The sequence below is a fragment of the Shewanella sp. Shew256 genome (genome assembly GCF_002196695.1).
Taxonomy (GTDB): Bacteria; Pseudomonadota; Gammaproteobacteria; order Enterobacterales; family Shewanellaceae; genus Shewanella; species Shewanella mangrovisoli.
Genome location: NZ_NAJR01000006.1, coordinates 48850 through 72369 on the forward strand (window position 1 = coordinate 48850; position 23520 = coordinate 72369).

The window sequence follows — 23520 nt, forward strand, 5'->3', positions numbered from 1 at the left end:
GATAACAAGCGGCCTAAATTCAAAATAATAACGTAGGGATCAGCGGTAACATGAAAGCGTCACTCCAGCTCAAACTGGGTCAACAGTTAACCATGACGCCACAACTCCAACAGGCCATTCGTCTGTTGCAATTGTCGTCATTGGAACTGCAGCAAGAGATCCAGCAAGCCTTAGACTCTAATCCTCTTCTCGAGCTGGAAGAGGAGCAGTTCGACGCGCCTACCGAACGTAAGCAAGATATCGCCGATACCGACTTTAGCGAAACGACGGCCCAGCCACAGGAACAAGACAATTCCACCGTGGACATTGCCGAGTCGCTGACCAAAGAATCCCTGCCCGAAGAACTGCCCATGGATACTACTTGGGATGAAGTCTTTACCGCCTCGCCAAACTCAGGTTCTGGCGCCAGCCGTGAAGATGACATGCCCTTCCAAGGGGAAACCAGTGAAGGCCTGTACGAACATTTAGAATGGCAAAAAAACCTCACGCCCTTCTCTGAAACCGATTTAGCCATCGCCACCGCGATTATTGATGCCATCGACGATCAAGGTTATCTCACTCAAAGTACTGAAGATATCCTCGAGGCCATGGGCAATCCAGAGATAGAACTGGATGAAGTCGAAGCCGTGCTCAAGCGTATTCAACACTTCGATCCCGTTGGTGTCGCCGCAAGGGATTTAAGCGAATGTCTGCTTATCCAACTCTCCCATTTTTCGCCGGATACCCCACACCTCGAAAACGCCCGTATGCTGATCAAAGATCATTTAGATCTGATCGCTGCCCGCGACTTTAGGTTGTTGATGCGTAAGACCAAACTTAAAGAGGACGAGTTAAGGGACAGCATAGCGCTGATCCAAACTTTAAACCCTCGCCCCGGTTTGCTCATCACCCCTGTTGATGAAGAATATGTCATCCCCGATGTGTCGGTATCGAAGAAAAACGGTCGCTGGGTGGTCGAGTTAAATCCAGATTGCATGCCAAAAATCAATGTTAATCAGCAATATGCAGCCATGGCGCGCAGCACCAAAAGCCAAGCCGATAGCCAATTTATCCGCGGGCATCTGCAAGAGGCCAAGTGGTTTATCAAAAGCCTTGAAAGCCGTAACGAAACACTGCTCAAGGTGGCAAACTGCATAGTGCAATATCAACAGGGCTTCTTCGAATACGGTGAAGAAGCCATGAAACCTATGGTCCTGAACGATATCGCCGAGGCGGTAGAGATGCATGAGTCCACCATTTCACGGGTGACGACGCAAAAATACATGCATACCCCAAAGGGACTTTTTGAACTAAAATATTTCTTCTCAAGCCACGTCGGGACTGATGATGGCGGTGAGTGCTCATCCACGGCAATCAGAGCCTTCATTAAGAAACTGGTTGCAGCGGAAAACCAGAAAAAACCATTAAGCGACAGCAAGATGGCACAGCTTCTGGCAGAACAGGGAATTAACGTTGCGCGCAGAACCATTGCGAAGTACAGAGAAGCGATGCTTATTCCCCCTTCCAATCAGCGTAAAAGTTTATAGCCTAAAATGGAAATCGGAGGACGTTTATATGCAAATAAACCTGAGTGGACACCATATCGAGATTACTGAATCGTTACGGGCTTATGTTGAGGAAAAGTTTTCAAAACTTGAACGTCATTTCGAACAGATCAATAATGTGCACGTTGTGCTCAATGTTGAGAAAATGCAACAAATTGCCGAAGCGAGAATCAACCTCACCGGTGGTGAAGTCTTCGCGACTTCAGAGCATGCAGATATGTATGCTGCCATAGACGTCCTGATCGACAAGCTTGATCGTCAGGTTATTAAACACAAAGAGAAGTTAACAAAACACTAGCAATGGAACTTCGTACCATACTGCGGCCGGAATGCACGACCTGCGCCACTCCGGGCAGTAAGAAAAAGGTACTGGAACTTATCAGCGACTTAGCCGCTGCCCAGTACCCCACCCTCTCATCTCAAGAGATCTTCGAAAGCCTAGTGGCGCGCGAAAAGATGGGGAGCACAGGTATAGGTAACGGCATCGCCATTCCACATGGTCGATTAACCGATATAACACAACCCATAGCCATATTGGTGAAATGTGAGGAGCCGATAGCCTTTGATGCTATCGATAAACAACCTGTCGACATTTTATTTGCGCTGCTGGTGCCTGCTGACCAATGTCAACAGCACTTAAGCACTTTGTCCTGCATGGCTGAAAAGCTCAGTGACAAGCAAATATTAAAACAATTGCGCAAGACGCATGATGAAACGGAACTCTATCAGGTAATCATTGGATGAAACTGGTCATAGTGTCAGGGCGTTCAGGCTCAGGCAAATCGGTCGCACTTAGAGTGCTTGAAGATCTCGGCTACTATTGTGTCGATAATTTGCCTTTGCCTTTGATTGGCAGTTTGCTTGAACAGCTCAAAGGCAGTAACGATCTCGTTGCTATCAGTGTTGACGTGCGCAATTTACCAGAGCAAGACAAAGTGCTGGTTAAACAGCTTGCCAGCCTGCCTACGGGCACTGAACTCACCAGCTTCTTCTTAAACTCCAGCGATAAAGTGTTGCTCAAACGCTACAGTGAAACGCGGCGCTTACATCCCTTATCTAAGAGCCGAGTGTCACTGCAAGAAGCCATCAAGCTTGAAGGCAAATTGCTCGAGCCGCTGTCACAGCAGATGGATCACTATATAGATACCTCGAATCTGAATATCTATGAACTCAGCGACCAAGTGCGGCAAATACTCCTTGGCAGTGTCGATAAGGAACTGGTGATCAACTTCGAGTCCTTCGGTTTTAAGCATGGTATGCCGACCGAAGCTGACTTTATGTTTGATGTGCGCTTTTTGCCAAATCCCCATTGGGAACCGGAGCTTAGACCTCTCACCGGTTTAGATGAACCCGTAGCGGAGTTTTTAAATCGCCAGCCACTGGTGAATAAGTTCATCTGGCAAATCGAGAATTTGCTCGAAACCTGGTTGCCCCATTTAGAGCGCAATAATCGTAGCTATCTCACGATTGCGATTGGTTGCACAGGTGGCCAACACCGCTCAGTCTATGTAGCTGAGCAACTAGCTAAACGTTTTAGTAATGGCAAACATAAAGTCAATGCGCGCCATCGAGAGTTGAGCCATGCCAAAACTTGAGCGCCAAGTCACCATCTGCAATAAACTCGGCTTACATGCCCGCGCCGCCACAAAGCTCGTAGTGCTTGCTTCTGAGTTTGATGCCAGCATTACGCTGATCCAAGGTGAAAAACAGGCCTCTGCCGCCAGTGTATTGGGTTTACTCATGCTCGAGACGGGCATGGGTAAAACCATCACCCTCATCGCCGAAGGCCCGGATGCCGAGCCTGCACTTAATGCCATTTGTGCCCTTATCGACGCTAAGTTTGACGAAGCCTGCTGATGGTATCATCTCGATGATCCCTGCCGGTATTCAGTATCCTGTTTGGTTTTGATTTCAGCACCTTATACCAGTAAAACACATTTGTGACTCGACGCCCTCCCGTGCGCTAAATTACAATGTACTGCTGCGCTTTGGCTTAAGTCCTCAATAGCTAAACGCCAACCCATCCACCGCCGCCATGGAGGAAACATGCCTGTAGAAGCCTCAGACAGTTTACAAGCCGAACACCGTCTCGACCAACTGAGTCAAGCCCTCAACAGTGGTATGTTTGTGCATGTCAGGCAAATGCTGCAAAACATGGCGGCATCGGATATCGCATTGATTCTAGAGTCCTCGCCCCCTAAAGCGCGGCAAGTGTTATGGCAACTTATCGATCAAGATCAGCTCGGGGATATTCTCGATGAACTCAGTGAAGAGTTAAAAGACCCATTGATCCGCGCCATGAGTCCTGAACGGGTCGCCAAGGCGACCGCCAGTATGGATACGGACGATCTCGCTTATATCCTGCGAAGCTTGCCGGATACCGTCTATAAGCAAGTATTGCAGTCTATGAGCCTGCAAAACCGCCAGCGGGTCGAGCAGGCGCTCTCCTACCCCGATGAAACCGCGGGCAGCCTAATGAACACAGATACAGTGACCTTAAGGCCCGATGTGAATATCGATGTGGTACTGCGTTATTTGCGCCAACGGGGCAATCTGCCCGACACCACTGACACCTTATATGTGGTGGATAAACACGATCGCGTACTCGGCGGGGTTAAACTTGCGGATCTGCTCACCTGCGATCCCAATACTCATATCAGCAGCATTATCGATACCGATATCGAGAGCATTCCCGTGGGCATGTCCGACAGCGAAGTGGCGCAACTTTTCGAGCGCCATGACTGGGTATCCGCACCAGTGGTTGATAGTGATGGCAAGTTACTCGGACGTATCACCATCGATGACGTGGTGGATGTTATCCGTGAAGACGCCGAGCACTCCATGATGGGGATGGCGGGGATGGACGACGATGAAGACACCTTCGCCCCTGTGGTAAAGAGTACTTTCCGCCGTTCACTCTGGCTGACGATTAACCTGTTTGCCGCCCTATTAGCAGCCTCTGTCAGCAATATGTTTGAAGGCACAATCGAACAATTCGCCACGATTGCGATTTTAATGACGATTGTACCGAGCATGGGCGGGGTCGCGGGTAATCAAACCTTAGCCCTAGTGATCCGCGGGATTGCCTTGGGCCATATTGGCCAGAGTAATGCCCGCTGGCTGATTGGCAAAGAACTCGCCATTGGCTTTTTGAACGGCCTCATGTGGTCGATTTTGGTGTTTATCGCGGTTTTAGTTTGGAAAGATGATATGGCGCTTGCCAGCCTGATTGGCGGTGCAATGCTCATCAATATGACAGTCGCTGGACTGGCTGGCGCCAGTATTCCGCTGATCTTAAAGCGTTTAAAAGTAGATCCGGCGTTAGCGGGCGGTATGGTGCTCACCACAGTCACCGATGTTATTGGCTTATTTGCCTTCCTAGGATTAGCGACCTTGTATTTAATGCACTAGCACAGGCCTAAGCCTTGCTAAAACGAACAACAAAAATGGCGCCATAGGGCGCCATTTTTAATAGATCGATTAGCACTATTTTTTAGGTGGCTGAAAGCCATAGCCCGTTAAAATCGCTTGTCCCTCAGGGGATAAAATAAACTCGGCCAGAGGCGCGGCCGCACTATTGGCATCCTTCAACACCAATAGGCCATAGTCGGCGCCAACGGCTAACTCTGGCGGTAAATCGACAATCTTGAGGCTCGGCACTTCTTTTTGTGCCAGCACCGCATTGGTGCAATAGGTTAAGAACACGTCCGCCTGCTTATTTTCCATCACCCAAGCATAGGGATTACGATCTTTGGGCGGTTTAGCACTCTCAGGCCCACCCGTTAGCTGCAATGCTTTGGTTTCTAATGTGGTTTTTGCATTAGCTTTTAAGGCCTCGGCTTTCGCAAACACTGCCCAAGCATAATCCCCCGCGGGATCGGCTTTTGGCGTTGACGTACCAAGCTTCATTTGCGGCGCGAGCAGGGTGTCTAATAAGTTCGCACTGGTGAGTGGTACATCCGCCTGGGCAATGGCACAGAGCTGGTTACGGGCAAACATTTGCACCTGTTGACCCGCTCCCGCATCGACTAAGGCCTGCGGGTGTTTCATATTCGCCGAAGCGAAGATATCAACTCGCTCACCCTCTTGGATCCGCTTGAGTAATAAGCCCGAAGGCGCATATTGCGCCACAACTTTAGCGTCGGATTTCGCTTGATAAGCGGCAATAATATCGTTCATTGCCGCCTTTAAACTGCCTGCGGCCCTGAGTTCAATAGGGGCTGTCGCTGCAGTGCTCATTGGCGCGCCTTGTGCCATTCCCGCCATCAATGTTGCCCCTAAACTGATTGCTAACACTAAACCCTGTTTTGCCATGCTGTTATCTCCGTTTGCACAGGAAAATGTCCTAGTGCATACAAGACGGCAAAACCTTTAGCGGATCAAGTATTACCGCTGCTGGATAAATTCAAATCGGGACGATTGTGGCCAAGATCACTTAAGTCGTTTAGGTGAATGGACAAATTGTCCCCGAATGCAAATTGCTCCCTAATAAAAATCACCGAGTGCAGAGAGTAAAAAGTCGCCCGTAGGCGACTCTTATTTTATGGAAATTATTGCCCCGTTGGGGTTAACACAATTTCTACTCGACGGTTTTGCGCGCGACCTGCGGCATTCGCATTCGATGCGATAGGACTCGCCTCACCCATGCCCTTAGATTTAACGCGAGCAGAAGCCACGCCTTTGCTCATCAGGTAGTTGCCCACTTCGCTTGCGCGGACTTGTGATAAACGTAGGTTGTAAGAATCTGATCCGCTGCTATCGGTGTAACCTAATACGTTCAGTTGAGTCTTGCTGTATTCCTTGGCCACCAGCGCCACTGAGTTAAGTACGCGTTTAGCGCCATCACTCAGCTCAGTTTGGTCGACACCAAAGGTCACTTCGTTTGGCATATTGAGAATAATATTGTCACCGTCGCGGGTTACACTCACGCCTGTCGAGGCCAGTTGTTGGCGCAGTTTGGTTTCTTGCACATCCATGTAGTAACCAATCCCACCACCGACGGCGGCGCCTGAGGCTGCACCAATTAAAGCACCTTTACCACGGTCGCTCTTGCTAGAGGACGCAACCCCAACAGCCGCGCCGGCAACCGCACCAATTAAGGCGCCCGTCGTTGCTTTTGCCGTTTGTTGCTCATTGGTATAGGGATTGACTGTAGAACATCCAGACGCAATCAAGGCGCCTGTCACCACAACAATCGCAAGCTTAGATGCTGGCAGTGATTTGATCAGAGAAGGCTTCATCATTTATGACCTCATAACATGATTGATGATGGTATTTGCCCGCCAAAAGGCAAAGGGCGTGGCAAGTCGCCAAAGGACACCATAAAAAATCGCAGTATATAAGCATTCTCTTTTGAGACAATCTTTAATCGCTTCTTTGCTCAGTTTATGACTGATTCAATCGAAAACAACACTAAATAAAAACATCTTAAGATCATCTGTACAACATTTAGAGTAAAAGCACTGAAATAGTGCAAGCTGCACCGTTTCAGACATGGCTTAAAAAAGCCACCGTTTGAAACATTTCAATAAGCCTATGATTTTTAATAAAAATATAAATTTATAAATGTTGGCACGGATTTTACATACTAATAAATAGGTAGAAGAGCAGAGGCGCTCAAAGCCACTCACTCAACACCTTATGTAAGCTGTTTGACATCAATGGACGTTAATCTAAGTGCCCGTTGTGAGGCATGTAATCGAAGCACAATCCCTAAGTGGATTGAGGAGAATTGAGATGAAACATCTGATGAAACTTATTAGTCATTGTCGCCACGAATGGTTGTCCCTGCGCCACCTAGGACACAGCCAGTGGGATATAGAACAGCGTCACTAATCACCAAGGAAAGCACCGAAAGAACCAGCAAGCAGACAAAACATAGAGTAAGAGGGATAACCCATGGGAATCGCCAATCATAGTCTTAAACCTGACGTTATTTTTGAAGTGAAAGTCAAAGGCAGATTACTCTCTGATGTCGCACGACAGTACGGTATTTCGGCTAAAGCGGTTTACCAATGGGTAAGGGAAAGTGAGCAACAGCCGCAGCAAAGGGAGTGCGCTTTAATCTCTGAAATTGCGCAGTTGCAGAAACGCATTAAACAGCTAAACAGTGAATTACGCACTATAGGTTGAGGTAACCTCGCCCAGTGCCCTTATCGACAAGGCCGGACCCCATTGCATATTGCCCTGTAGGTCTAACGCGGTATGAAAGTTGTGCTAAAAACAATAATAACAGCGCCCTTTTACGTCCGGCCTTGTCATCCAATGAATAGAATGAGTGATCAATAACAGTTTAGACAGGGTCGGATGGGTATCTATTATCGCTCCCCAACGACCTAAGATATAAATCGTACAAATAACAATAATAACTGTGCAGTTTACTATCCGGCTCTGTCAACTTAATGCTTAAAGGGTATGCGATAGCAAAAGAGGAAAGGTTTTGACAAGGCTTTAGAGGGAGCTATCTCCCCCAAAGATCAAATATGTGAATTGTGCTCCCCCAAGTCACGAACATATTACCCTCTTGGGTCTTGTCCTTTTATTCACGGATCAAAGACGATCCAGCGCTAGACTAGGATAGCGCGCCATGGATGGCTGTGTTGCTTGCAACACCAAAGGTTTCGGCAAGGCTCGAGGGAGTTGTCTCCCCCAAAGATTAATATGTCGATAGGGCTCTGTGACCCATCAATATATTTCTCCCTTAGGTCTTGTCCTTTTATTGAGTGGTTCAATGGAAAGGAAGGGGCTGAGTGCCCATGCCAAGGACGGTAATGCCACTGTTTTTATGACTGCATCGAAAGGATTTGTCCAATAAAAAAGACGCCCATCTGGCGTCTTTTTTATTGTGATGTCAGCTAATAGTTTTCGTTAGCCTCTTGTAGTCGCAGCTTACGCTCCTGCGCCTCATCATAGGCGGCTTGGATCTCATCTAACACTGAATTGACATCGGCATCGACTAATACTTCGGTAAATTTACCCGTGAGCGGCGTATCCGCTTTTAATTGTCCCGCTTCGAACAGTGCCCACATTTCTTTGGCATATTGGGTCTTGAGCAGCTCAGGGGCGTACTGACCGTAATATTGCGTCATGTTGTTAACATCACGCTCCAGCATCCATTTCGCATGGTTGTTGGCCGCGGCATCGACAGCCTGAGGCAAATCGATAATCACAGGGCCATTAGCATCCACTAGGACGTTAAACTCGGATAAGTCGCCGTGGACTAAACCTGCACAGAGCATACGTTTGACATAGGTCATCACTAACCCATGGTCGTGGATGGCTTGCTCAGCACTGAAACTCACATCATTTAGACGGGGCGCGACATGGCCTTCACTGTCGGTGACGAGTTCCATCAACAATACGCCATCGAAACAGCCAAAGGGCGTTGGTACTCTGACGCCCGCATCGGCTAAACGAAACAACGCATCGACCTCAGCGCTCTGCCAGGCCTCTTCCATTTGTTCGCGGCCAAACTTGGAGCCTTTTTCCATCGCTCTGGCTCGGCGACTATTACGGACTTTACGTCCCTCTTGGTAAACCACCGCCTGCTTAAAACTGCGTTTCTCCGCTTCTTTATACACCTTGGCGCAGCGAATATCCTCACCACAGCGTACCACGTACACTGTAGCCTCTTTACCGCTCATCAGTTGGCTAATGACTTCGTCAACCAGCCCTTCATCAACCAGAGGTTGGATTCGTTTAGGAGTTTTCATACCGACCTTATACCTTACTTAGGCGTAAGATGGAATGTGCCGGGCAAATCTTCATATAAAAGCAGCCTTATAAAGAGGATAGATAAAAAGATTCAGTTAAAGATACCTGACTTCAGTAAAAACTAAAGCACCTCGTGCAGGAACACAATAGCAAAACGCAGTGGATTTACCGTCAGTAAAGCTGCTGAAAATTAACCCTGATTGCCTGTACCTTGGCTTAACGAGCGCATCGATTGACCCAAGCAACAAGGCTATGAAATCCATCGTGATTTATACGAAGAGCGCAATCACACTGCCAACCGTTGCCGCAGCTTTGAGCAATTGTCCGGCTTTGTAATAGCCTTGAACATTCTCTTGGGACGATGCTTTCGGCTCATGGACTGATTCACGCCCCTGCGGCTCAGCCAGACCAAGCGCGCCATGGGCAAAGGATTGCAGAGCGCCGACCTCAGTCTGAGTCTTGTTATCGCTCGACTCTTGAGGTCCTGTACTACTCTTCAGTTCCGCCTTCAGCTCTTTTGCTGGCACAGAAGCCGTCTCATTGTGTGGTACAGATCGTTTTGTCCCCAAGGGCGAGCTATCTGATGGAGGTGGCAAAACCTGCATAAGCATATCCAATACAATGGGTTAAAAATTAAAACTAACATTAACTCAATGCCTTAGCATTATTGCATCACGCGAGTTGTGACTCAGATAGGAAAAGCCTGCCAAAGCGCTGTGCCAGATAACCGTATTGCGGGCGCAATATAGCACTGGCTCTCCCCTCCCCTAAGCTTTATGCTGATGCCCTTTTGTGACTGATCTGATTTTTAAATGCGCTATCTTAACCTTGCTTTGGCTCTTACCGCCCTCTCCCTCACCCAATGCACGAGTCTCTCACTCGAGGAATGCCGAGATAATGACTGGTACGCCACGGGCTTAGCCGATGGTAATCGAGGCGCCAACGCGAGCCTGCTCAATCAATATCAGCAGGATTGTCATGAGTTTAACCTCAAGGTGGATGCTGCCCAGTGGCAACAGGGGTATCAGCAGGGGCTTATCAGCTATTGTCTGCCCGAAAATGGCTACCGCGTAGGTTTAGCTGGAGAAAGTTACTACGGCGTTTGTAACAACAATCAGTTTGTTGAGCGTTATAACCAAGGACACGAGCAATATTTGGTGAATAAGCGTCTGGCTGAAATTGCCGACCGCCTAAATGCCATCGATATCGAAATCGGCAGCATCAACAACAAGCTGAACAATCTCACCGATAAAGCCGATCTGCTGCGGCAGAAGAACATCCTATTGAACGAGAAAAACCATCTCCTCGACGAAAGACTCAGATTGCGCCAAGGCGATATCCGCTTTGAGTTTCGCTTCTAAGCCTTCGCCTCAGACTAGTTTGAGGGTTAACAATGGCTTGAGGGATCAGCCATCACTTAGAGATGGCTTCTTTGGTATTGATAATACTGATTTGGTTGGCGACTTTAATCTTTTTAACCTTGGGCACACGAAGGAAGAAGCCATAGTAGAGCAAGCTGGCGGATGTCCAAGTGATGGCCAGACTCCAGAGGTCATGACTCAAGAAATGGGCACCACGAAGCTCCTGCGCGAAACCAAACACTGCACCTAATACTATCCCAAAGATGAGACCCGCTTTGGCATAAGCTGGGCGGTATTCCTTCAGCACATAATAGCTTGCCACCCAAGCAAAACCGCCGCTCGAATGTCCACCGGGGAAACACTGACCAAACTCGGCACCCTCTGGCAAGCGAGCAAACAGGGATGAATGCATCATGCGACCGCCAAACTCAAGCACATCCCAAGGGCAAGTCATATGAGTAAGACTCTTACCAAGGCGCACTAAAACCACACTGGCCAGCACACTGCAGAATAAATAGATAAAGCCTTTACGGTAGGGGCGCAGTTTGTCGATGCGAAAACTTAAACCAATGCAGCTAACTACGACAACGGCAAGCAAAATAACCAAGTTTCGCCCAGTCACATGCAGCAAATTCTCAGTCAACCAATGGCCGCGCAGTGGCCAAGAATCGACACCACCCTGCCAGTGAAATAATAAGCTGGCGAAGCGCATATCGGCATGGGTCAATTCGAGCCAAAAAATAATCACCGCAAACACGAGCCAAGGTGCAAGCAAATGTCCCTTTGCGAAGCTGAAAAATGTCGTCCTAACGTCGCTTTTGTTATTGTGATGCACTTAATTATTCACTCGCCAAAAATACCCAGCACCAGACTACGGTCGAATTCTTATCAAAAGCTTAAGAAATACAAAACATGGGAATTAACATACCATTTACAAAGTAAAGCAAACTTAATTGTTTGGGTAAACTCGCGCTGAGAGAAAAAGACTATAGTTTATAAACAACAACCTGCTTTCGGATGAGCCTCAAATGCCCTACAAGTTTGCCCTCCAACAATCTCAAAAAGAGCGTATATTCGCCGACATGGCAATTGAGACAGGAAAAATTACCGTACCACCTGAGATGCTAGAGAATTGGCAACAAACCTTAGATCTGCTCTCCGAAATTGTGGATACACCTGCCGCGCTTATCATGCGTGTCCACCCCACCGAGATAGAGGTGTTTGCTTCGAGCCATAGTCAGGGGAATCCCTACAACCCCCACGATAAAGAACATTTAGGGCATGGTCTCTATTGCGAGACAGTGATGAAAGAGTGCCGTGAACTCCACATCCCCAATGCCTTAAAGGATGCCAATTGGGATAAAAATCCCGACATAAAGCTAGGAATGATTGCCTACTGCGGCCTGCCGTTACATTGGCCCGATAACAGCACCTTCGGCACCATTTGTATGCTCGATAATAAGGAGCGCAACTACAGCCAGCAATTTCGCAGTTTGTTAGCGCGGTTTCAAAATGCCATCGAAACCAATCTGATCACTCTTTATCAACAGGCTAAATTGCAGCTCCATAACCAGCAACTCGAGCAAAAAGTCCAGCAACGCACCCACGAGTTGGCCGAGCTGAGTGCCAAATTGATCCGTGAAATCGAAACGCGCACCACCACCGAAAGCTCACTTGAGTACCATAAGAGTTACGATCCGCTGACAGGCCTCCCCAATCGGCTCAATCTTCTCAATACGTTGGCGAAAATGCTGGAAGATATTAATCGTAAAGAAAAAATCTCAGTGTTTTACCTCGGGCTACGTAACTTTAAGTCCATTAATGACAGCTATGGTTATCTTATAGGCGATAAGATACTCACCATCTTGAGCCAGCGGTTACAACATTGCACAGACGGCCATACCTTTATTGCCCGCATTGCGGGGGCGGAGTTTGTGCTAGTGCAAGCCCATAAGCCCTCGCAGCGAGAGACCCACAAACTGCTGAATCAGATCATCAACTGCTGCAATTCCCCCTTTGGTATCGCAGACTTCGTGATCACTATTCCCTCGTCAATCGGCATAGCACAGGCACCAAGCGACGGTATCGATGCAGCAACCCTGCTGCAAAAAGCCGGAGCCGCCATGACCATCAGCAAGGCCGAAGGCATCCCCTATAGCTTTTTCAATCAAGACACCCAAATCGCACTGAGCCAGCGCTATCAACTCGAGTCGCACTTAGTCGATGCCCTAAGAAACAATGAATTAAGCCTGCACTACCAACCCTTTATCGAACTTAAGACCCACAAAGTGATTGGTGCTGAAGCGTTGCTGCGTTGGCACAATCCGGTGTTAGGACAGGTTTCACCCGACCGATTTATCGCCTTGGCCGAGCGCAATGGACAAATCATGGAGATAGGTAACTTCGTGCTCCACAGCGCCATTAAGCAAGCGGCCGACTGGTGCCAAATGTTGCAGCGGGACTTTAAAATCGCCATCAATATCTCCCCCGTACAAATGCGTAACCCCCGCTTTGTCGAACATATTGCCGAGCTATTAACCCTGTACCAATTACCCGCCACGGCGCTGGAGCTGGAAATCACCGAGGGCATGTTGCTACAGGACGAACACTTGGCCCACCAGGCCATTATGCAGTTGCAGGAACTGGGGATTCGCATCTCACTCGATGACTTTGGCACTGGCTACTCTTCATTAAGCTATCTACAGAAATACTCCTTCGATACCCTAAAAATCGACCGCTGCTTTATCAGCAAACTCGAAAACAGCGAGCAGGACAGGGAGTTAACTAAGGCCATTATCGCCATAGGTAAAAAGCTCAAACTTAAGGTGATTGCCGAGGGAGTTGAAAACACCCATCAGGACAGTTTTATCCGCAGTGAAGAATGCGATTTAGGCCAAGGCTATCTCTATGGCAAACCCATGACGCCAGCGCAGTTTGAGCGGGATTTTATCCGCAAGCCAGAGGCTTAAATTCATTTTGTAAAGAAAGCACTGTGACTTGATGCCGTCATGCCTTGTTAATACCAAACAAACAAGCATCTAGCTTGAATAAGCACAAACAAATCGGCCATTAAAATAAAAAGCCCCCGCAACCTAGATTGTGGGGGCTTTACTATGAGGGGTTAGCTCATATTCAACAATAATTACTTGTAAGTCGCTTCGCGTTTTTTCGCTTCGGCATCCCACTTAGGTAACATGTCTTTTTTGAATGCTTCCTTCTCTGCATTCAGTTTTTCCATGTCCATACCCAGTACCGCCTGAGCTTTCGCCTTAGTCGAAATATCAGGGATAGCAACAGGATCTGTTAAACCTTTTTTCGCTAACAACTGTGCTAACTTAACACGAGCATCGGCGGCTTTATTAACAGATGTACCCAACACTCGTAGCGCTTCTTCAGGAGCGTGAGCGGCAACACCGTGCGAAGCAATGGCTAAATCCCAGCGCCATTGAGCGTGGCGGATGTCAGTCAAAATTGGCTTCATTTCAGCTTCAGTAGCACCTAATTCCCATGCTTTAGCGGCTTCGAAGTGCGCCTTCACTAATTGCTCTTCCGCTTTAAGTTTCATTTCTTTAACTTTAGCTTTGCGCTCATTAGTGACACCCACTAAGAATTCTTTCGTTTGGCTATGGCAAGTTGCACAGGTTTCTTCGAAACGATCGAATGGGTTACCGACTTTATGGTCAGTGAACTTCTTACCTTCAGGGCTAGTCACTTTAGGCATATGACAGTCAACACAACTGACATTATTTTTACCATGAATACCCATCTTCCAAGTTTCGTACTCAGGGTGCTGTGCTTTTAACATTGGCGTTTTAGACAGTGCATGAGTCCAATCAGAGAACTCAATACCATCATAGTAAACTTCCATTTGCTCAACGGTTACGCCCATATCCCAAGGGAATTTCACGAAACCTTTACGGTCGTCTTTCTTCTCGAAATAGTATTCAACGTGACACTGACCGCAAACCATTGATTGCTTGTCTTTCTTGGATGCTTTGTCAAATGGAGTGCCAATAGCCTCCATAGCACGGTCAACATAAGGACGAGAAATACGTAATTTTGGAGAGCCTTTTTCATGGCAATCGCCACAGCCAATAGTATTGGTCACTTCTGGACCACCTTTGGCCCATTTACCTTTGAAGTAACCATCTTCACCTTGCTCTTCAATCAGGCGAGGCACATCTGGGCTTTTACAACTCCAACATGCCATTGGCAATGGGCCGTCTTCCGCGTCTTTAGGCGCACCTGTACGTAAGGTATTGCGTACATCGGTTACCGCATACATATGACCACGCGGAGCTTTATAATCCGTTGCAAAATGATAACCTGCCCACAGGATAACCATATTAGGATCCTGTTCAAGCGCATCCACTAGCTCTTCACTTTTAGCGGTATCATGCCAGCTATTGTATTGATTTTTAAATTTATCTTTATAAACCTCATTGCGAGGTTCAGTTTTATCGCTCGCCATTGCGCCCGCCGCCATGAAGCTGGCGGCAACCAGTGCACTCAGTGCAAAGGACTTACCTGTCATCTTCTTCATCATCTCATCTCCGTGTTACATTATTTTAATAAATCACGACATCTCCAAGGCCAAAGTTAGTGGCTTAACCCCACCAAAGACATACCTCTTAGGGGGTATCTAGAACGAAGTTTGCGCTAGATCAAAATGTAATAGTGTTGTTGTTCACACTTTTATGTTTTCGTTAGTGTAGTACATTATTTTCTAATGTAAAACACGACTAAAGTGCCATTAAATCAATGGCCCATATATTAGGTAATGGACATATGAAACGAGGCAGCCTTACCTCTAAAATTTTGGGTTTAATGTTAGTACTGATTTTGCTTTCTAGCAGCTTGGCCATCTTCGCAATCATCAATTTGTCTTACAGCCTAGGGGATGCAAAAGCCATCAACGCCTCTGGTTCACTGCGGATGCAAAGCTACCGGCTGATGTTCTACCCCAACTCAGGCAGTGAAGCTGCCCAAGAAAAAATCACTGAATTTGAAAATACGCTGCATTCTGAGGCACTACAACCCTCCACAGGCTGGCTCAGTCAGAAAAGAATAGCCGAGCAATATCAACTTGTTATCGATAAGTGGCTAGTGATGAAATATTACATCGAGCAGGAAAACTCCCGCGACTACGCCGCCTCACTCAAGGACTTTGTCGATACTATTGATTTATTGGTATTGGAAATGGAGCATCATGCCGCTTTTAAATTGCGCCTTCTCGCCGCGAGCCAAATTTTTGGGCTTGGGCTGATGCTAGTTATCGCCTTTTTAGCGGTGCGCTTTACTAAACGCAAAGTCGTTGTACCCTTGCAACAATTGATGGAGTCCGCCAATACGATTTCTAAGGGTAACTTTGAGATCGAAATGCCCGAAACCGAATATATTGAACTCACGGCTCTGACCGATGCACTGCAAAAAACCGCGCGAGAGCTAGCCACACTCTACGGTAACTTAGAGTCACAAGTGGCCGAAAAAACCTTAGCACTGACACGGGCGAATAATGAACTGGCCTTTTTATACGACACTCTGTTAACACTTAATGCCAATAAGCTGGACTATAAGGCCCTCAAAGCAGCATTAAATCAGCTAAAAGATTATGAGTCGATCGAGTATTTGAGGCTGATTATCCAATACCCTGAGCAGGAGCTCGAAGTCGTAGAAGCCGATGGTGGCTGGCCAGAAGGCGCTCACAACAACATCCGCTTTCCGCTACAATTTGAGCAGGCTGATTTAGGTTATTTAGAGCTTATCTCAACCCAAGATATTAATACTCCGTTGTTTAAAAACTTTGCCATTATGCTTACTCGCTCCATCGTTATTCATAACGCTACCGAACAAAGACAACAGTTAGCCCTAATGGAAGAACGTGGTGTTATCGCAAGGGAATTACATGATTCACTCGGGCAAGTGCTTTCTTTCCTAAAAATCCAAATTAGCTTGCTGCGCAAAAATTTAGATCTTAGCTGCCGCAATCCTACCATTGAGGGACAACTCACAGAGATCAACGAAGGGGTTAGTACAGCCTATGTACAACTCCGAGAGTTACTATCCACCTTCAGATTAACCATTAAGGAACCCAATCTGAAGAATGCGATGGAAGCTATGCTTGAGCAGCTCAGAGCAAAAACCGATATCAAGATCCACCTCGATTATAAGCTTTCCCCCCAATGGTTAGAGGCGAAACAACATATCCATATTTTGCAGATCACCCGAGAAGCAACACTCAACGCTATCAAACATGCCCGTGCTAGCCATATCAATATTCGCTGTTATAAAGATGAGCATGGTATGGTTAATATTAGTGTAAGTGATGATGGTGTAGGCATTGGCCATATTAAAGAACGGGATCAGCACTTCGGCATAGGCATCATGCACGAGCGTGCCAGTAAATTAGCCGGTACTGTTGTATTTAGTAGCAATGATACGCACACTAATAGCAAGGGAATTACCGAACAACTAGACCAAGAACAACCGGATGTGCCCTTAGCGTCTAATAACAAATCCAATTTGTCACAGGGAACCAAAGTTACTTTAATCTTCCCTTCCCAACAGGAGCCTACACATGGGTAAACCTTATTCAGTCCTCGTGGTCGATGACCATCCCCTCCTACGTAAAGGGATCTGCCAGCTGATCGCCTCCGATCCGGATTTTAGTCTCTTCGGCGAAGTCGGTGGAGGCTTAGACGCCTTAAGCGCCGTCGCCACCGATGAGCCCGATATTGTACTGCTCGATCTGAATATGAAGGGAATGACAGGACTCGATACCCTCAATGCCATGCGCCAGGAAGGCGTGACTTCACGGATAGTGATCCTCACCGTTTCGGACGCCAAACAAGATGTTATTCGACTGCTACGCGCGGGCGCCGACGGATATTTGCTTAAAGATACCGAGCCGGATCTGCTGCTCGATAAGCTCAAAAATGCCATGTTGGGCCACAGAGTGATCAGCGATGAGGTCGAAGAATATCTTTACGAGCTTAAAAATGCCGCCGATGAGCAGGAATGGATTTCAAGCCTCACGCCAAGGGAACTACAGATCCTGCAACAGCTGGCGGAAGGATTAAGTAATCGTATGATTTCAGAGCATTTACACATCAGTGAAGGCACTGTGAAAGTGCATGTCAAAAACCTGTTGCGTAAAGCTAATGCCAAGTCGAGAACCGAAATGGCGGTAAGATATTTGAACAATTGATATTGGATAAGTGATAGACTTACTCCATTAAATAATAAAGGCAATCAATAGATTGCCTTTATTATTTGTTGATATTCACAGCGGGCGGTTATAGCCCTTTTTGCACAAATTCATACCAACTAAGTAGCGCTTCTTCTAAATCTTCAAGCCCACAGTAAGCCTCAGATTCAGCATCATAGAGGGACATCGCCTCTTCGAGTTCATAATCCTGCTCAAATCCTAAAGCATTAGCGTAAATTCGTGCCTGCTCCTCATCCAGATCTAAGGTAATATCTTTGCCGATAAAACGCCAAGAAACTCGCTTACCTGTTTGAATTTCTTTGATAATATCGAGCACTTGCTGAATTTTGGCTAACTCAGGCCCCAACTCTTCTGAAAACCATTGGCCCAGTACCTCATGGTCCATGCTAAAGCTGGCTAAATACGTGCCAGTCAAACTGTTACGCCGAAATTCATATTCCATTTTATCTTCTCAATACATTACAACTAAGGCTAATTTTAATCTATTTCATCATAAGTTGCTTGGCCAGCAATTTACTCATCTAGCGCTGAGGTTATTGTGAGAGGAAACGACGCTAGGCTTCATTTCCACTGTAAAATCAGTTAGCTTTACCCGATGATTTAGCATGAGATGGAATGTGACATGCACGAAGGATTTATCTATAGCATAGTGCTTAGCGGCGCACGAGCTGGCTCAACCTTAAGCCCAGAACAACTTGAAAATTGGGACCCTAAGGACGGGTTGATTTGGGTACACCTACGTTATCGCCACAAAAAGGCTCGCCATTGGGTGTTAAACAGCGGTCTTAATAAAGTCGAAACCGATGCCCTGCTCGCCCAAGATACTCGCCCTCGAGCCGTATTGGCAGGGGAAGGTGTATTACTGGCACTGCGCGGTATTAACTTAAATCCAAACTCAGCACCTGAAGATATGGTCGCCGTGCGAATTTACGCCGATAGACAGCGCATTATCTCCACCTGTGATCGCGAGTTGCAATCGGTTAAAGATGTGGCTGAACTGATCATGGAAGGCACAGGCCCAACCACCACAGGAGATTTTCTCCTCGCCATTTGTGAAAAACTGACTACACGTAAAGTCGATTTTATCGATACGCTAGAGGAGCAACTTTCAGAATTAGAAGAACAAGTTGTTTCTGGCAATGTTAAAGATTTACGTACTGATATTGCCGAACTACGCCGACAAACCGTAGCCTTGCGCCGCTATTTAGGCCCACAGAAAGAAGCCTTCACTAAGATGCTGTCCGATCAATTTGTGCTGTTTAATGAACCCGAAAAACTTAAGATGCGCGAAACCACGGATAAGCTTATTCGCACCATTGAAGACTTAGATGCACTGCGCGACCGAGCCAATGTGACCCAGGAAGAGTTACTCAGCCAGCAATCGGAGCAGCTAAACAAGCGCTTGTATTTCTTATCCTTAGTCTCGGCAATTTTCTTGCCTCTGGGCTTTTTAACCGGTTTGCTTGGGGTCAATATCGGCGGTATTCCCGGTGCGGATAACGCATGGGCTTTTGCGACCTTCTGCGGCATTTTAATATCGCTGGTTGCCCTGCAAATGGCGCTCTTCTATCGCTTTAAGTGGTTGTAGACTGTAATAAAAAAAGCCAATCTCGAGATTGGCGTTTTGTTTTGCTGATTGCCGTTAATATGGCAATTCAAACAGATTGGTCATGACTTTATAGAGCTCTGTGCCTTGATGCACCGACGCCGAAGCAAAATGGAGTATAGGCACACAATCCTGGGGCAAACTGAGTGCCGTCAGCTCCTGCTCACTGCCATATAAGTCGAGTCGCAGCAGATTGACTAAGGTCTCACCCGCCGCAAGCGGCTCTCCCACGGGCGCCACATATTCCACCAAGCCCGCCATAGGCGCATGGTACTTTTTGTAATCCTTAAGATAACAGCCAAAACGCGGCATCTTAACGGGTTCCACTTGCTCGGCAATCACCCCGCGATGACTTAAATAGGCCAAAATGCCTTTAGCATCGACTAAAGCATCCTCAAGGCAAATGCGTTCTTGGCTCGCCAGTTCCAAGGTAAAAGCTGAAACGGCGATATTGAGATCCCGCCCCTGCGCTTTTGCCACTTCACTCAATTGCCACCAAGGACAAAATGCCGCCTCATCCATTGCGCCACCAAAACTATTGGGGATCACCAGTGTGTAAGGAATCGTGAAAAACTGCGCCGCTGCAATATCATATTCAGGGCAATACAAATGTTTACAGGATTTAGGCCCAGTATGCAGATCGAGCACTATATCCGCCGCATGGGCCATAGCCTGTAAGCTAACCGCCAATCTGTGGCCCGTGGTCACGCCCCAATCGTTACGTAACCGCTGCTGGCAAGCTTCAATCAAGGTGCTGCGATATGCTTGAATAAGTTCGCTATCGCTAAGCTCAGCATGTTCACTGTACCAAGCGGGTAAATCTATCGCGTGATTTAAGTACTCACGATTCCAGTTTACGCCAGTGATAGGGTCAAAACGCCCCAGTGTAAACTCACCGCTTTTTTGATTAATTCCCAGCGGATTAGCCAAGGGCACTAAGGTCATTTCCCCTAAGATGTCGCAATTTTCCAACTGTTTCATCAATTGATAAATCACCGCATTGCCTTGCACCTCAGCACCATGGACATTAGCCTGAATATACACTTTAGGGCCAGATACATGACCACTTGGCTTGAAGTGATAAATCGGCAGCGTCAGAGCCTGCCCTGCGGCAAGCTCCCCAATGGTTAAAGACGATGCAGTCGGTTGCATATTACGCGCCTTCGAACAGGTTTTCGTGCAGCGCTTTAACCACTTGCGCAGCTTCTGATTCGGCTACCAATACACACAAGTTATGCGGGCTGGCACCTTGGCAGATCATGCGCACATTGTGTGGCTCAAGCACTTCAAACACCCGGCGGCAAATGCCCGCTGTGGTCGCAATACGGTTACCGATAATCGCCACCAGTGCTAAACCATCTTCAACACGCACACGGCAATGCTGTGATAACTCCTGTAGCAGCGCTTCGCTCAATAGCCCCTGGCCGCTCGAATCAGAGCCGGTTTTATCTAGAGTGAGCGATACGTTAACTTCAGAGGTGGTGATCAAGTCCACACTGATCTTATGCCTTGCCAGTGTGGCAAAGGTTTCAGCCAAGAAGCCCTGTGCATGCAACATTTGCAGGCTGTGTAAATTGAGTAGCGTTTGGTCGCGGCGCAGCGCAACCGCGCGAAACACGGGCGCATCTTCAACCTGATGACGGATCCAAGTACCACCCTTTTCAGGCTCCTTACTCGAGCCGACAAACACTTGAATTTGTTGGCGCACCGCAGGCAGAATCGTCGCAGGATGCAGCACTTTAGCACCGAAAGTCGCCATCTCGGCGGCTTCGTTAAAACTGATTTCAGCAATTGGATGGGCGTTTGGCGCAAGGCGCGGATCGGTCGTGTAAATCCCAGCCACATCGGTCCAAATCTCAACGGCAGAGGCTTTTAAGGCTTCGGCTAACAGTGCCGCAGAATAGTCACTACCGCCACGGCCAAGCGTGGTGGTTTGTCCGGCCTCATCTGAACCAATAAAGCCTTGAGTCACAATCACTTGTTCAGATAACAGCGGCAGTAAATGCTCACGTGAGAGAATGGCAATTTGCTCAACCTGTGGCTCGGCGCGGCCAAAATGGCTGTCGGTGCGCAGCACTCTGCGCACATCGAAGGCACTCGAGTTAGCGCCTTTTTCCCGTAATACCGCCGCAAATAATGCCGACGAACACTGCTCGCCAAGGGACAATAACTCATCCATGGTGGCCTTGCTGCGCTGGGATGCTAGCGCTTCGCTCAATACCGCCATACGGCTTAACAGCTTATCCAATGCCGCAGCTACGTCGTTGGGGCGACCCAGTTTATCTAAGATAGCGTATTGAATTTGGGCGATTTGCTTTAAGCGCTGTAAACGACCATCGTCGTTCATTGACTCTTGAGTGAGTTCAACCAAGAGGTTAGTCACGCCACTGGAGGCGCTAACCACCACTAAACGACAATCGGGATTGCCCAGTACGATATCGGCGCAGCGATTCATTGCACCGTAATCGGCGACTGAGGTACCACCAAATTTTGCGACAACAAGAGACATTATCGTACCTCCGCAGAAACAGAAGACACGGCACAAACTAGAATAAGATCTTGATTAACTAACATGATTACGCTCCGAACCAACTTCGTTCGAAGAGCCTGGTGCTCAATGATACGCACCCCAATAGAAGGGAAACAGCAATCGTCACCAGAAGCTCTCCACCAATTACAGGTGACAATCGTTAGGATTCAGCCTAAGCGACCGACATAAACATGCAGCAACCACATCTATGCCTCGGCGTTAATCTCCCTCATCAATCATCGCTGGAGTTTGTGCTCCTCTGACTGACTACCTAGTTAACGCTCCTCTTCTGTTCCTTTCCGCCGGAAAGGGACGAAAAAAGTAGCAATAAACCCCTAATGAAGTCAATGCTAATTTCACATCGCATAAACAAATTCAATAAACGCTTTTAAAAACAATGAGCAATTTAGCGGTAAAGCCAAAGCAAAAAATGGCGGCGAGATATCGAACAGACATTAAAAGGATTAAAAAAGAAGTGACCTAGCCTTGCCCTTTACAGACAAAGCCGGATAAGAAAATAGTTAAAAACGCGCGGGTTAGGTCGCTAGATCGGGCAGTTCGTAAACCAAACGCACGTGATCATTAAACAGGCCTAAACACACTTCATCATGCCCGGTGATGGTACAAGGCACTAAACTCACCTCACCCTTTTCCACCATGTAGATGGCATATTGATTAAACTTTTTCCCTAGCTGCAGCGCCATGCTTCTATCGACAAACACCGCCCAGCTCTTTTCCATATGGGATAAATCTGGCGATGCGCCCACCATTGCACGATAGGGGCTGCCGATTAATTCAATATCACGGAGAAGTTGGCGGTCGAGTAAACGGTTTTGGCTGGGACTGAGGAGGGTTGAAGCGGGATTATGGGCGGTAATTACAGCAAAGGAAAAATCACAGGATAATGCTTGAGTAAGCAAAAACAACGGCTTCTGGTAATGCTGCCACAAATCTTGAGTCATGTTGTCCATTGGTAGTCTAGTCGAAAAATGAACCCGGGTTAGTGTAGCAGAGCGCCTCAAAAATCCAAAGAGGCGTGAACTGGCTCACAAGAATCAAAAATACATTAGTTATACTAATCAATGACTAAAGTAAATATCATGGTAAATCAGGGCCTCAACCAGAAATTTGTTAACATTTCATTTGTTAACAAATGCCTAAAACGAGTACAATGACGCCATTGGCTAGTTAAGCAGATAACATTAAGTTTGCTTAATCTTGACAAGGGTTTGTTAGATTCCTCTGCGAAATCACCCTAATCTGGCCAGACATCTTTTAAAATGTGTTCTACATTTGAGTTATCATTTAAACATTTTAAAAAAAAACAATAGTTAAGGAACTATTTATAACTATTGCTTATCGAAGTTGATACTGGTTACGTTTTATCGTATTACACTTTAAACGTGCACTTTATATACATCCTGATGTGTCGCCGTAAAGATCTTTCCTTTGAAGCACAGAGCAGTTAGAGGAAGTATCAACATTTTATGAATATAAGGATCCGATGTAAGCGGTCCTTATGGTTAGAATAAAATTGG

22 protein-coding genes and 1 riboswitch are annotated in these 23520 nt (G+C 47.2%); of the genes, 12 read left to right on the forward strand and 10 right to left on the reverse strand.

Annotated elements, in window-relative coordinates; all coding sequences use genetic code 11:
• Window positions 1–50 precede the first annotated feature (50 nt).
• From B5P39_RS12535 to mgtE, 6 genes are all read left to right on the forward strand, one after another.
• On the forward strand, window positions 51–1526 hold the full coding sequence (locus B5P39_RS12535; protein WP_088211739.1) for an RNA polymerase factor sigma-54: 1476 nt from the start codon (window positions 51–53) through the stop codon (window positions 1524–1526).
• A 28-nt stretch (window positions 1527–1554) separates the two neighbouring features.
• Entirely contained in the window at window positions 1555–1842 is a 288-nt protein-coding gene (hpf, locus tag B5P39_RS12540) for a ribosome hibernation promoting factor (RefSeq protein ID WP_007650503.1), read from the forward strand.
• A gap of 2 nt (window positions 1843–1844) precedes the next feature.
• Window positions 1845–2288 carry a PTS IIA-like nitrogen regulatory protein PtsN gene (gene ptsN, locus B5P39_RS12545; RefSeq protein WP_088211740.1) on the forward strand — a complete coding sequence of 148 codons (444 nt, stop codon included), beginning with the start codon at window positions 1845–1847 and terminating at the stop codon, window positions 2286–2288.
• Window positions 2285–3139: an RNase adapter RapZ gene (rapZ, locus tag B5P39_RS12550; RefSeq protein WP_037422011.1), complete on the forward strand. Its 855-nt coding sequence runs from the start codon at window positions 2285–2287 to the stop codon at window positions 3137–3139. The genes ptsN and rapZ overlap by 4 nt, the downstream gene beginning before the upstream one ends.
• Window positions 3126–3401, forward strand: a complete 276-nt coding sequence (locus tag B5P39_RS12555; protein WP_011627201.1) for an HPr family phosphocarrier protein — start codon at window positions 3126–3128, stop codon at window positions 3399–3401. Before rapZ ends, B5P39_RS12555 begins: the two co-directional genes overlap by 14 nt.
• Before the next feature lie 189 nt (window positions 3402–3590).
• A complete protein-coding gene (gene mgtE, locus B5P39_RS12560; protein WP_088211741.1) occupies window positions 3591–4955 on the forward strand; it encodes a magnesium transporter in 1365 nt (454 codons plus the stop codon).
• A gap of 75 nt (window positions 4956–5030) precedes the next feature.
• Here the strand turns inward: mgtE and B5P39_RS12565 are convergent, their stop codons facing one another.
• On the reverse strand, window positions 5031–5858 hold the full coding sequence (locus B5P39_RS12565; protein ID WP_088211742.1) for a molybdate ABC transporter substrate-binding protein: 828 nt from the start codon (window positions 5856–5858) through the stop codon (window positions 5031–5033).
• Between the two features lie 236 nt (window positions 5859–6094).
• Window positions 6095–6787 (reverse strand): OmpA family protein, encoded by a 693-nt coding sequence (locus tag B5P39_RS12570; RefSeq protein ID WP_011621464.1) that lies wholly within the window; start codon window positions 6785–6787, stop codon window positions 6095–6097.
• A gap of 655 nt (window positions 6788–7442) precedes the next feature.
• Here B5P39_RS12570 and B5P39_RS12575 point away from each other — a divergent pair.
• Complete coding sequence (locus tag B5P39_RS12575; RefSeq protein ID WP_011621463.1) at window positions 7443–7676, forward strand: transposase; 234 nt, start codon at window positions 7443–7445, stop codon at window positions 7674–7676.
• A gap of 722 nt (window positions 7677–8398) precedes the next feature.
• Here B5P39_RS12575 and B5P39_RS12580 read toward each other — a convergent pair.
• Window positions 8399–9256: a PA4780 family RIO1-like protein kinase gene (locus tag B5P39_RS12580; protein ID WP_011715841.1), complete on the reverse strand. Its 858-nt coding sequence runs from the start codon at window positions 9254–9256 to the stop codon at window positions 8399–8401.
• 270 nt (window positions 9257–9526) lie between these two features.
• Window positions 9527–9862 (reverse strand): hypothetical protein, encoded by a 336-nt coding sequence (locus B5P39_RS12585; protein WP_254915780.1) that lies wholly within the window; start codon window positions 9860–9862, stop codon window positions 9527–9529.
• Between the two features lie 207 nt (window positions 9863–10069).
• Between B5P39_RS12585 and B5P39_RS12590 the strand changes: the two genes are divergently transcribed.
• The gene (locus B5P39_RS12590) at window positions 10070–10618 is read left to right on the forward strand and encodes a DUF2799 domain-containing protein (protein ID WP_088211744.1); all 549 of its coding nucleotides are present in this window, start codon (window positions 10070–10072) and stop codon (window positions 10616–10618) included.
• A gap of 52 nt (window positions 10619–10670) precedes the next feature.
• Here B5P39_RS12590 and B5P39_RS12595 read toward each other — a convergent pair whose 3' ends face one another.
• Entirely contained in the window at window positions 10671–11393 is a 723-nt protein-coding gene (locus B5P39_RS12595; RefSeq protein ID WP_254915781.1) for a phosphatase PAP2 family protein, read from the reverse strand.
• A gap of 253 nt (window positions 11394–11646) precedes the next feature.
• On the opposite strand from B5P39_RS12595, the gene B5P39_RS12600 reads away from it, so the two are divergent.
• Complete coding sequence (locus B5P39_RS12600) at window positions 11647–13587, forward strand: bifunctional diguanylate cyclase/phosphodiesterase (RefSeq protein WP_088211746.1); 1941 nt, start codon at window positions 11647–11649, stop codon at window positions 13585–13587.
• Window positions 13588–13760: 173 nt separating this feature from the next.
• On the opposite strand, the gene nrfA is transcribed toward B5P39_RS12600, so the two are convergent.
• On the reverse strand, window positions 13761–15164 hold the full coding sequence (gene nrfA / locus B5P39_RS12605) for an ammonia-forming nitrite reductase cytochrome c552 subunit (protein ID WP_055647862.1): 1404 nt from the start codon (window positions 15162–15164) through the stop codon (window positions 13761–13763).
• Between the two features lie 242 nt (window positions 15165–15406).
• On the opposite strand from nrfA, the gene narQ reads away from it, so the two are divergent.
• On the forward strand, window positions 15407–17203 hold the full coding sequence (narQ, locus tag B5P39_RS12610; protein WP_088211747.1) for a nitrate/nitrite two-component system sensor histidine kinase NarQ: 1797 nt from the start codon (window positions 15407–15409) through the stop codon (window positions 17201–17203).
• Entirely contained in the window at window positions 17196–17825 is a 630-nt protein-coding gene (locus tag B5P39_RS12615; RefSeq protein ID WP_011621455.1) for a response regulator, read from the forward strand. The genes narQ and B5P39_RS12615 overlap by 8 nt, the downstream gene beginning before the upstream one ends.
• An 88-nt stretch (window positions 17826–17913) precedes the next feature.
• Here B5P39_RS12615 and B5P39_RS12620 read toward each other — a convergent pair whose 3' ends face one another.
• Complete coding sequence (locus tag B5P39_RS12620; RefSeq protein ID WP_037421973.1) at window positions 17914–18288, reverse strand: YacL family protein; 375 nt, start codon at window positions 18286–18288, stop codon at window positions 17914–17916.
• A gap of 180 nt (window positions 18289–18468) precedes the next feature.
• On the opposite strand from B5P39_RS12620, the gene B5P39_RS12625 reads away from it, so the two are divergent.
• Complete coding sequence (locus B5P39_RS12625; RefSeq protein ID WP_037421970.1) at window positions 18469–19434, forward strand: zinc transporter ZntB; 966 nt, start codon at window positions 18469–18471, stop codon at window positions 19432–19434.
• Between the two features lie 54 nt (window positions 19435–19488).
• On the opposite strand, the gene B5P39_RS12630 is transcribed toward B5P39_RS12625, so the two are convergent.
• From B5P39_RS12630 to B5P39_RS12640, 3 genes are all read right to left on the reverse strand, one after another.
• Window positions 19489–20604 (reverse strand): succinylglutamate desuccinylase/aspartoacylase family protein, encoded by a 1116-nt coding sequence (locus B5P39_RS12630; RefSeq protein WP_088211748.1) that lies wholly within the window; start codon window positions 20602–20604, stop codon window positions 19489–19491.
• 1 nt (window position 20605) lies between these two features.
• Complete coding sequence (gene lysC / locus B5P39_RS12635) at window positions 20606–21961, reverse strand: lysine-sensitive aspartokinase 3 (RefSeq protein WP_011621451.1); 1356 nt, start codon at window positions 21959–21961, stop codon at window positions 20606–20608.
• A 143-nt stretch (window positions 21962–22104) separates the two neighbouring features.
• Window positions 22105–22279, reverse strand: a riboswitch (Lysine riboswitch).
• Between the two features lie 239 nt (window positions 22280–22518).
• Window positions 22519–22953 carry a DUF3293 domain-containing protein gene (locus B5P39_RS12640; RefSeq protein WP_011621450.1) on the reverse strand — a complete coding sequence of 145 codons (435 nt, stop codon included), beginning with the start codon at window positions 22951–22953 and terminating at the stop codon, window positions 22519–22521.
• Window positions 22954–23520: the final 567 nt, after the last annotated feature.

Bases quoted from the DNA above. Each gene is read 5' to 3' on its own strand.
- B5P39_RS12535 (WP_088211739.1), top strand. From the start codon at position 51: ATGAAAGCGTCACTCCAGCTCAAACTGGGTCAACAGTTAACCATGACG.
- hpf (WP_007650503.1), top strand. From the start codon at position 1,555: ATGCAAATAAACCTGAGTGGACACCATATCGAGATTACTGAATCGTTA.
- ptsN (WP_088211740.1), top strand. From the start codon at position 1,845: ATGGAACTTCGTACCATACTGCGGCCGGAATGCACGACCTGCGCCACT.
- rapZ (WP_037422011.1), top strand. From the start codon at position 2,285: ATGAAACTGGTCATAGTGTCAGGGCGTTCAGGCTCAGGCAAATCGGTC.
- B5P39_RS12555 (WP_011627201.1), top strand. From the start codon at position 3,126: ATGCCAAAACTTGAGCGCCAAGTCACCATCTGCAATAAACTCGGCTTA.
- mgtE (WP_088211741.1), top strand. From the start codon at position 3,591: ATGCCTGTAGAAGCCTCAGACAGTTTACAAGCCGAACACCGTCTCGAC.
- B5P39_RS12565 (WP_088211742.1), bottom strand. From the start codon at position 5,858: ATGGCAAAACAGGGTTTAGTGTTAGCAATCAGTTTAGGGGCAACATTG.
- B5P39_RS12570 (WP_011621464.1), bottom strand. From the start codon at position 6,787: ATGATGAAGCCTTCTCTGATCAAATCACTGCCAGCATCTAAGCTTGCG.
- B5P39_RS12575 (WP_011621463.1), top strand. From the start codon at position 7,443: ATGGGAATCGCCAATCATAGTCTTAAACCTGACGTTATTTTTGAAGTG.
- B5P39_RS12580 (WP_011715841.1), bottom strand. From the start codon at position 9,256: ATGAAAACTCCTAAACGAATCCAACCTCTGGTTGATGAAGGGCTGGTT.
- B5P39_RS12585 (WP_254915780.1), bottom strand. From the start codon at position 9,862: ATGCAGGTTTTGCCACCTCCATCAGATAGCTCGCCCTTGGGGACAAAA.
- B5P39_RS12590 (WP_088211744.1), top strand. From the start codon at position 10,070: ATGCGCTATCTTAACCTTGCTTTGGCTCTTACCGCCCTCTCCCTCACC.
- B5P39_RS12600 (WP_088211746.1), top strand. From the start codon at position 11,647: ATGCCCTACAAGTTTGCCCTCCAACAATCTCAAAAAGAGCGTATATTC.
- nrfA (WP_055647862.1), bottom strand. From the start codon at position 15,164: ATGATGAAGAAGATGACAGGTAAGTCCTTTGCACTGAGTGCACTGGTT.
- narQ (WP_088211747.1), top strand. From the start codon at position 15,407: ATGAAACGAGGCAGCCTTACCTCTAAAATTTTGGGTTTAATGTTAGTA.
- B5P39_RS12615 (WP_011621455.1), top strand. From the start codon at position 17,196: ATGGGTAAACCTTATTCAGTCCTCGTGGTCGATGACCATCCCCTCCTA.
- B5P39_RS12620 (WP_037421973.1), bottom strand. From the start codon at position 18,288: ATGGAATATGAATTTCGGCGTAACAGTTTGACTGGCACGTATTTAGCC.
- B5P39_RS12625 (WP_037421970.1), top strand. From the start codon at position 18,469: ATGCACGAAGGATTTATCTATAGCATAGTGCTTAGCGGCGCACGAGCT.
- B5P39_RS12630 (WP_088211748.1), bottom strand. From the start codon at position 20,604: ATGCAACCGACTGCATCGTCTTTAACCATTGGGGAGCTTGCCGCAGGG.
- lysC (WP_011621451.1), bottom strand. From the start codon at position 21,961: ATGTCTCTTGTTGTCGCAAAATTTGGTGGTACCTCAGTCGCCGATTAC.
- B5P39_RS12640 (WP_011621450.1), bottom strand. From the start codon at position 22,953: ATGGACAACATGACTCAAGATTTGTGGCAGCATTACCAGAAGCCGTTG.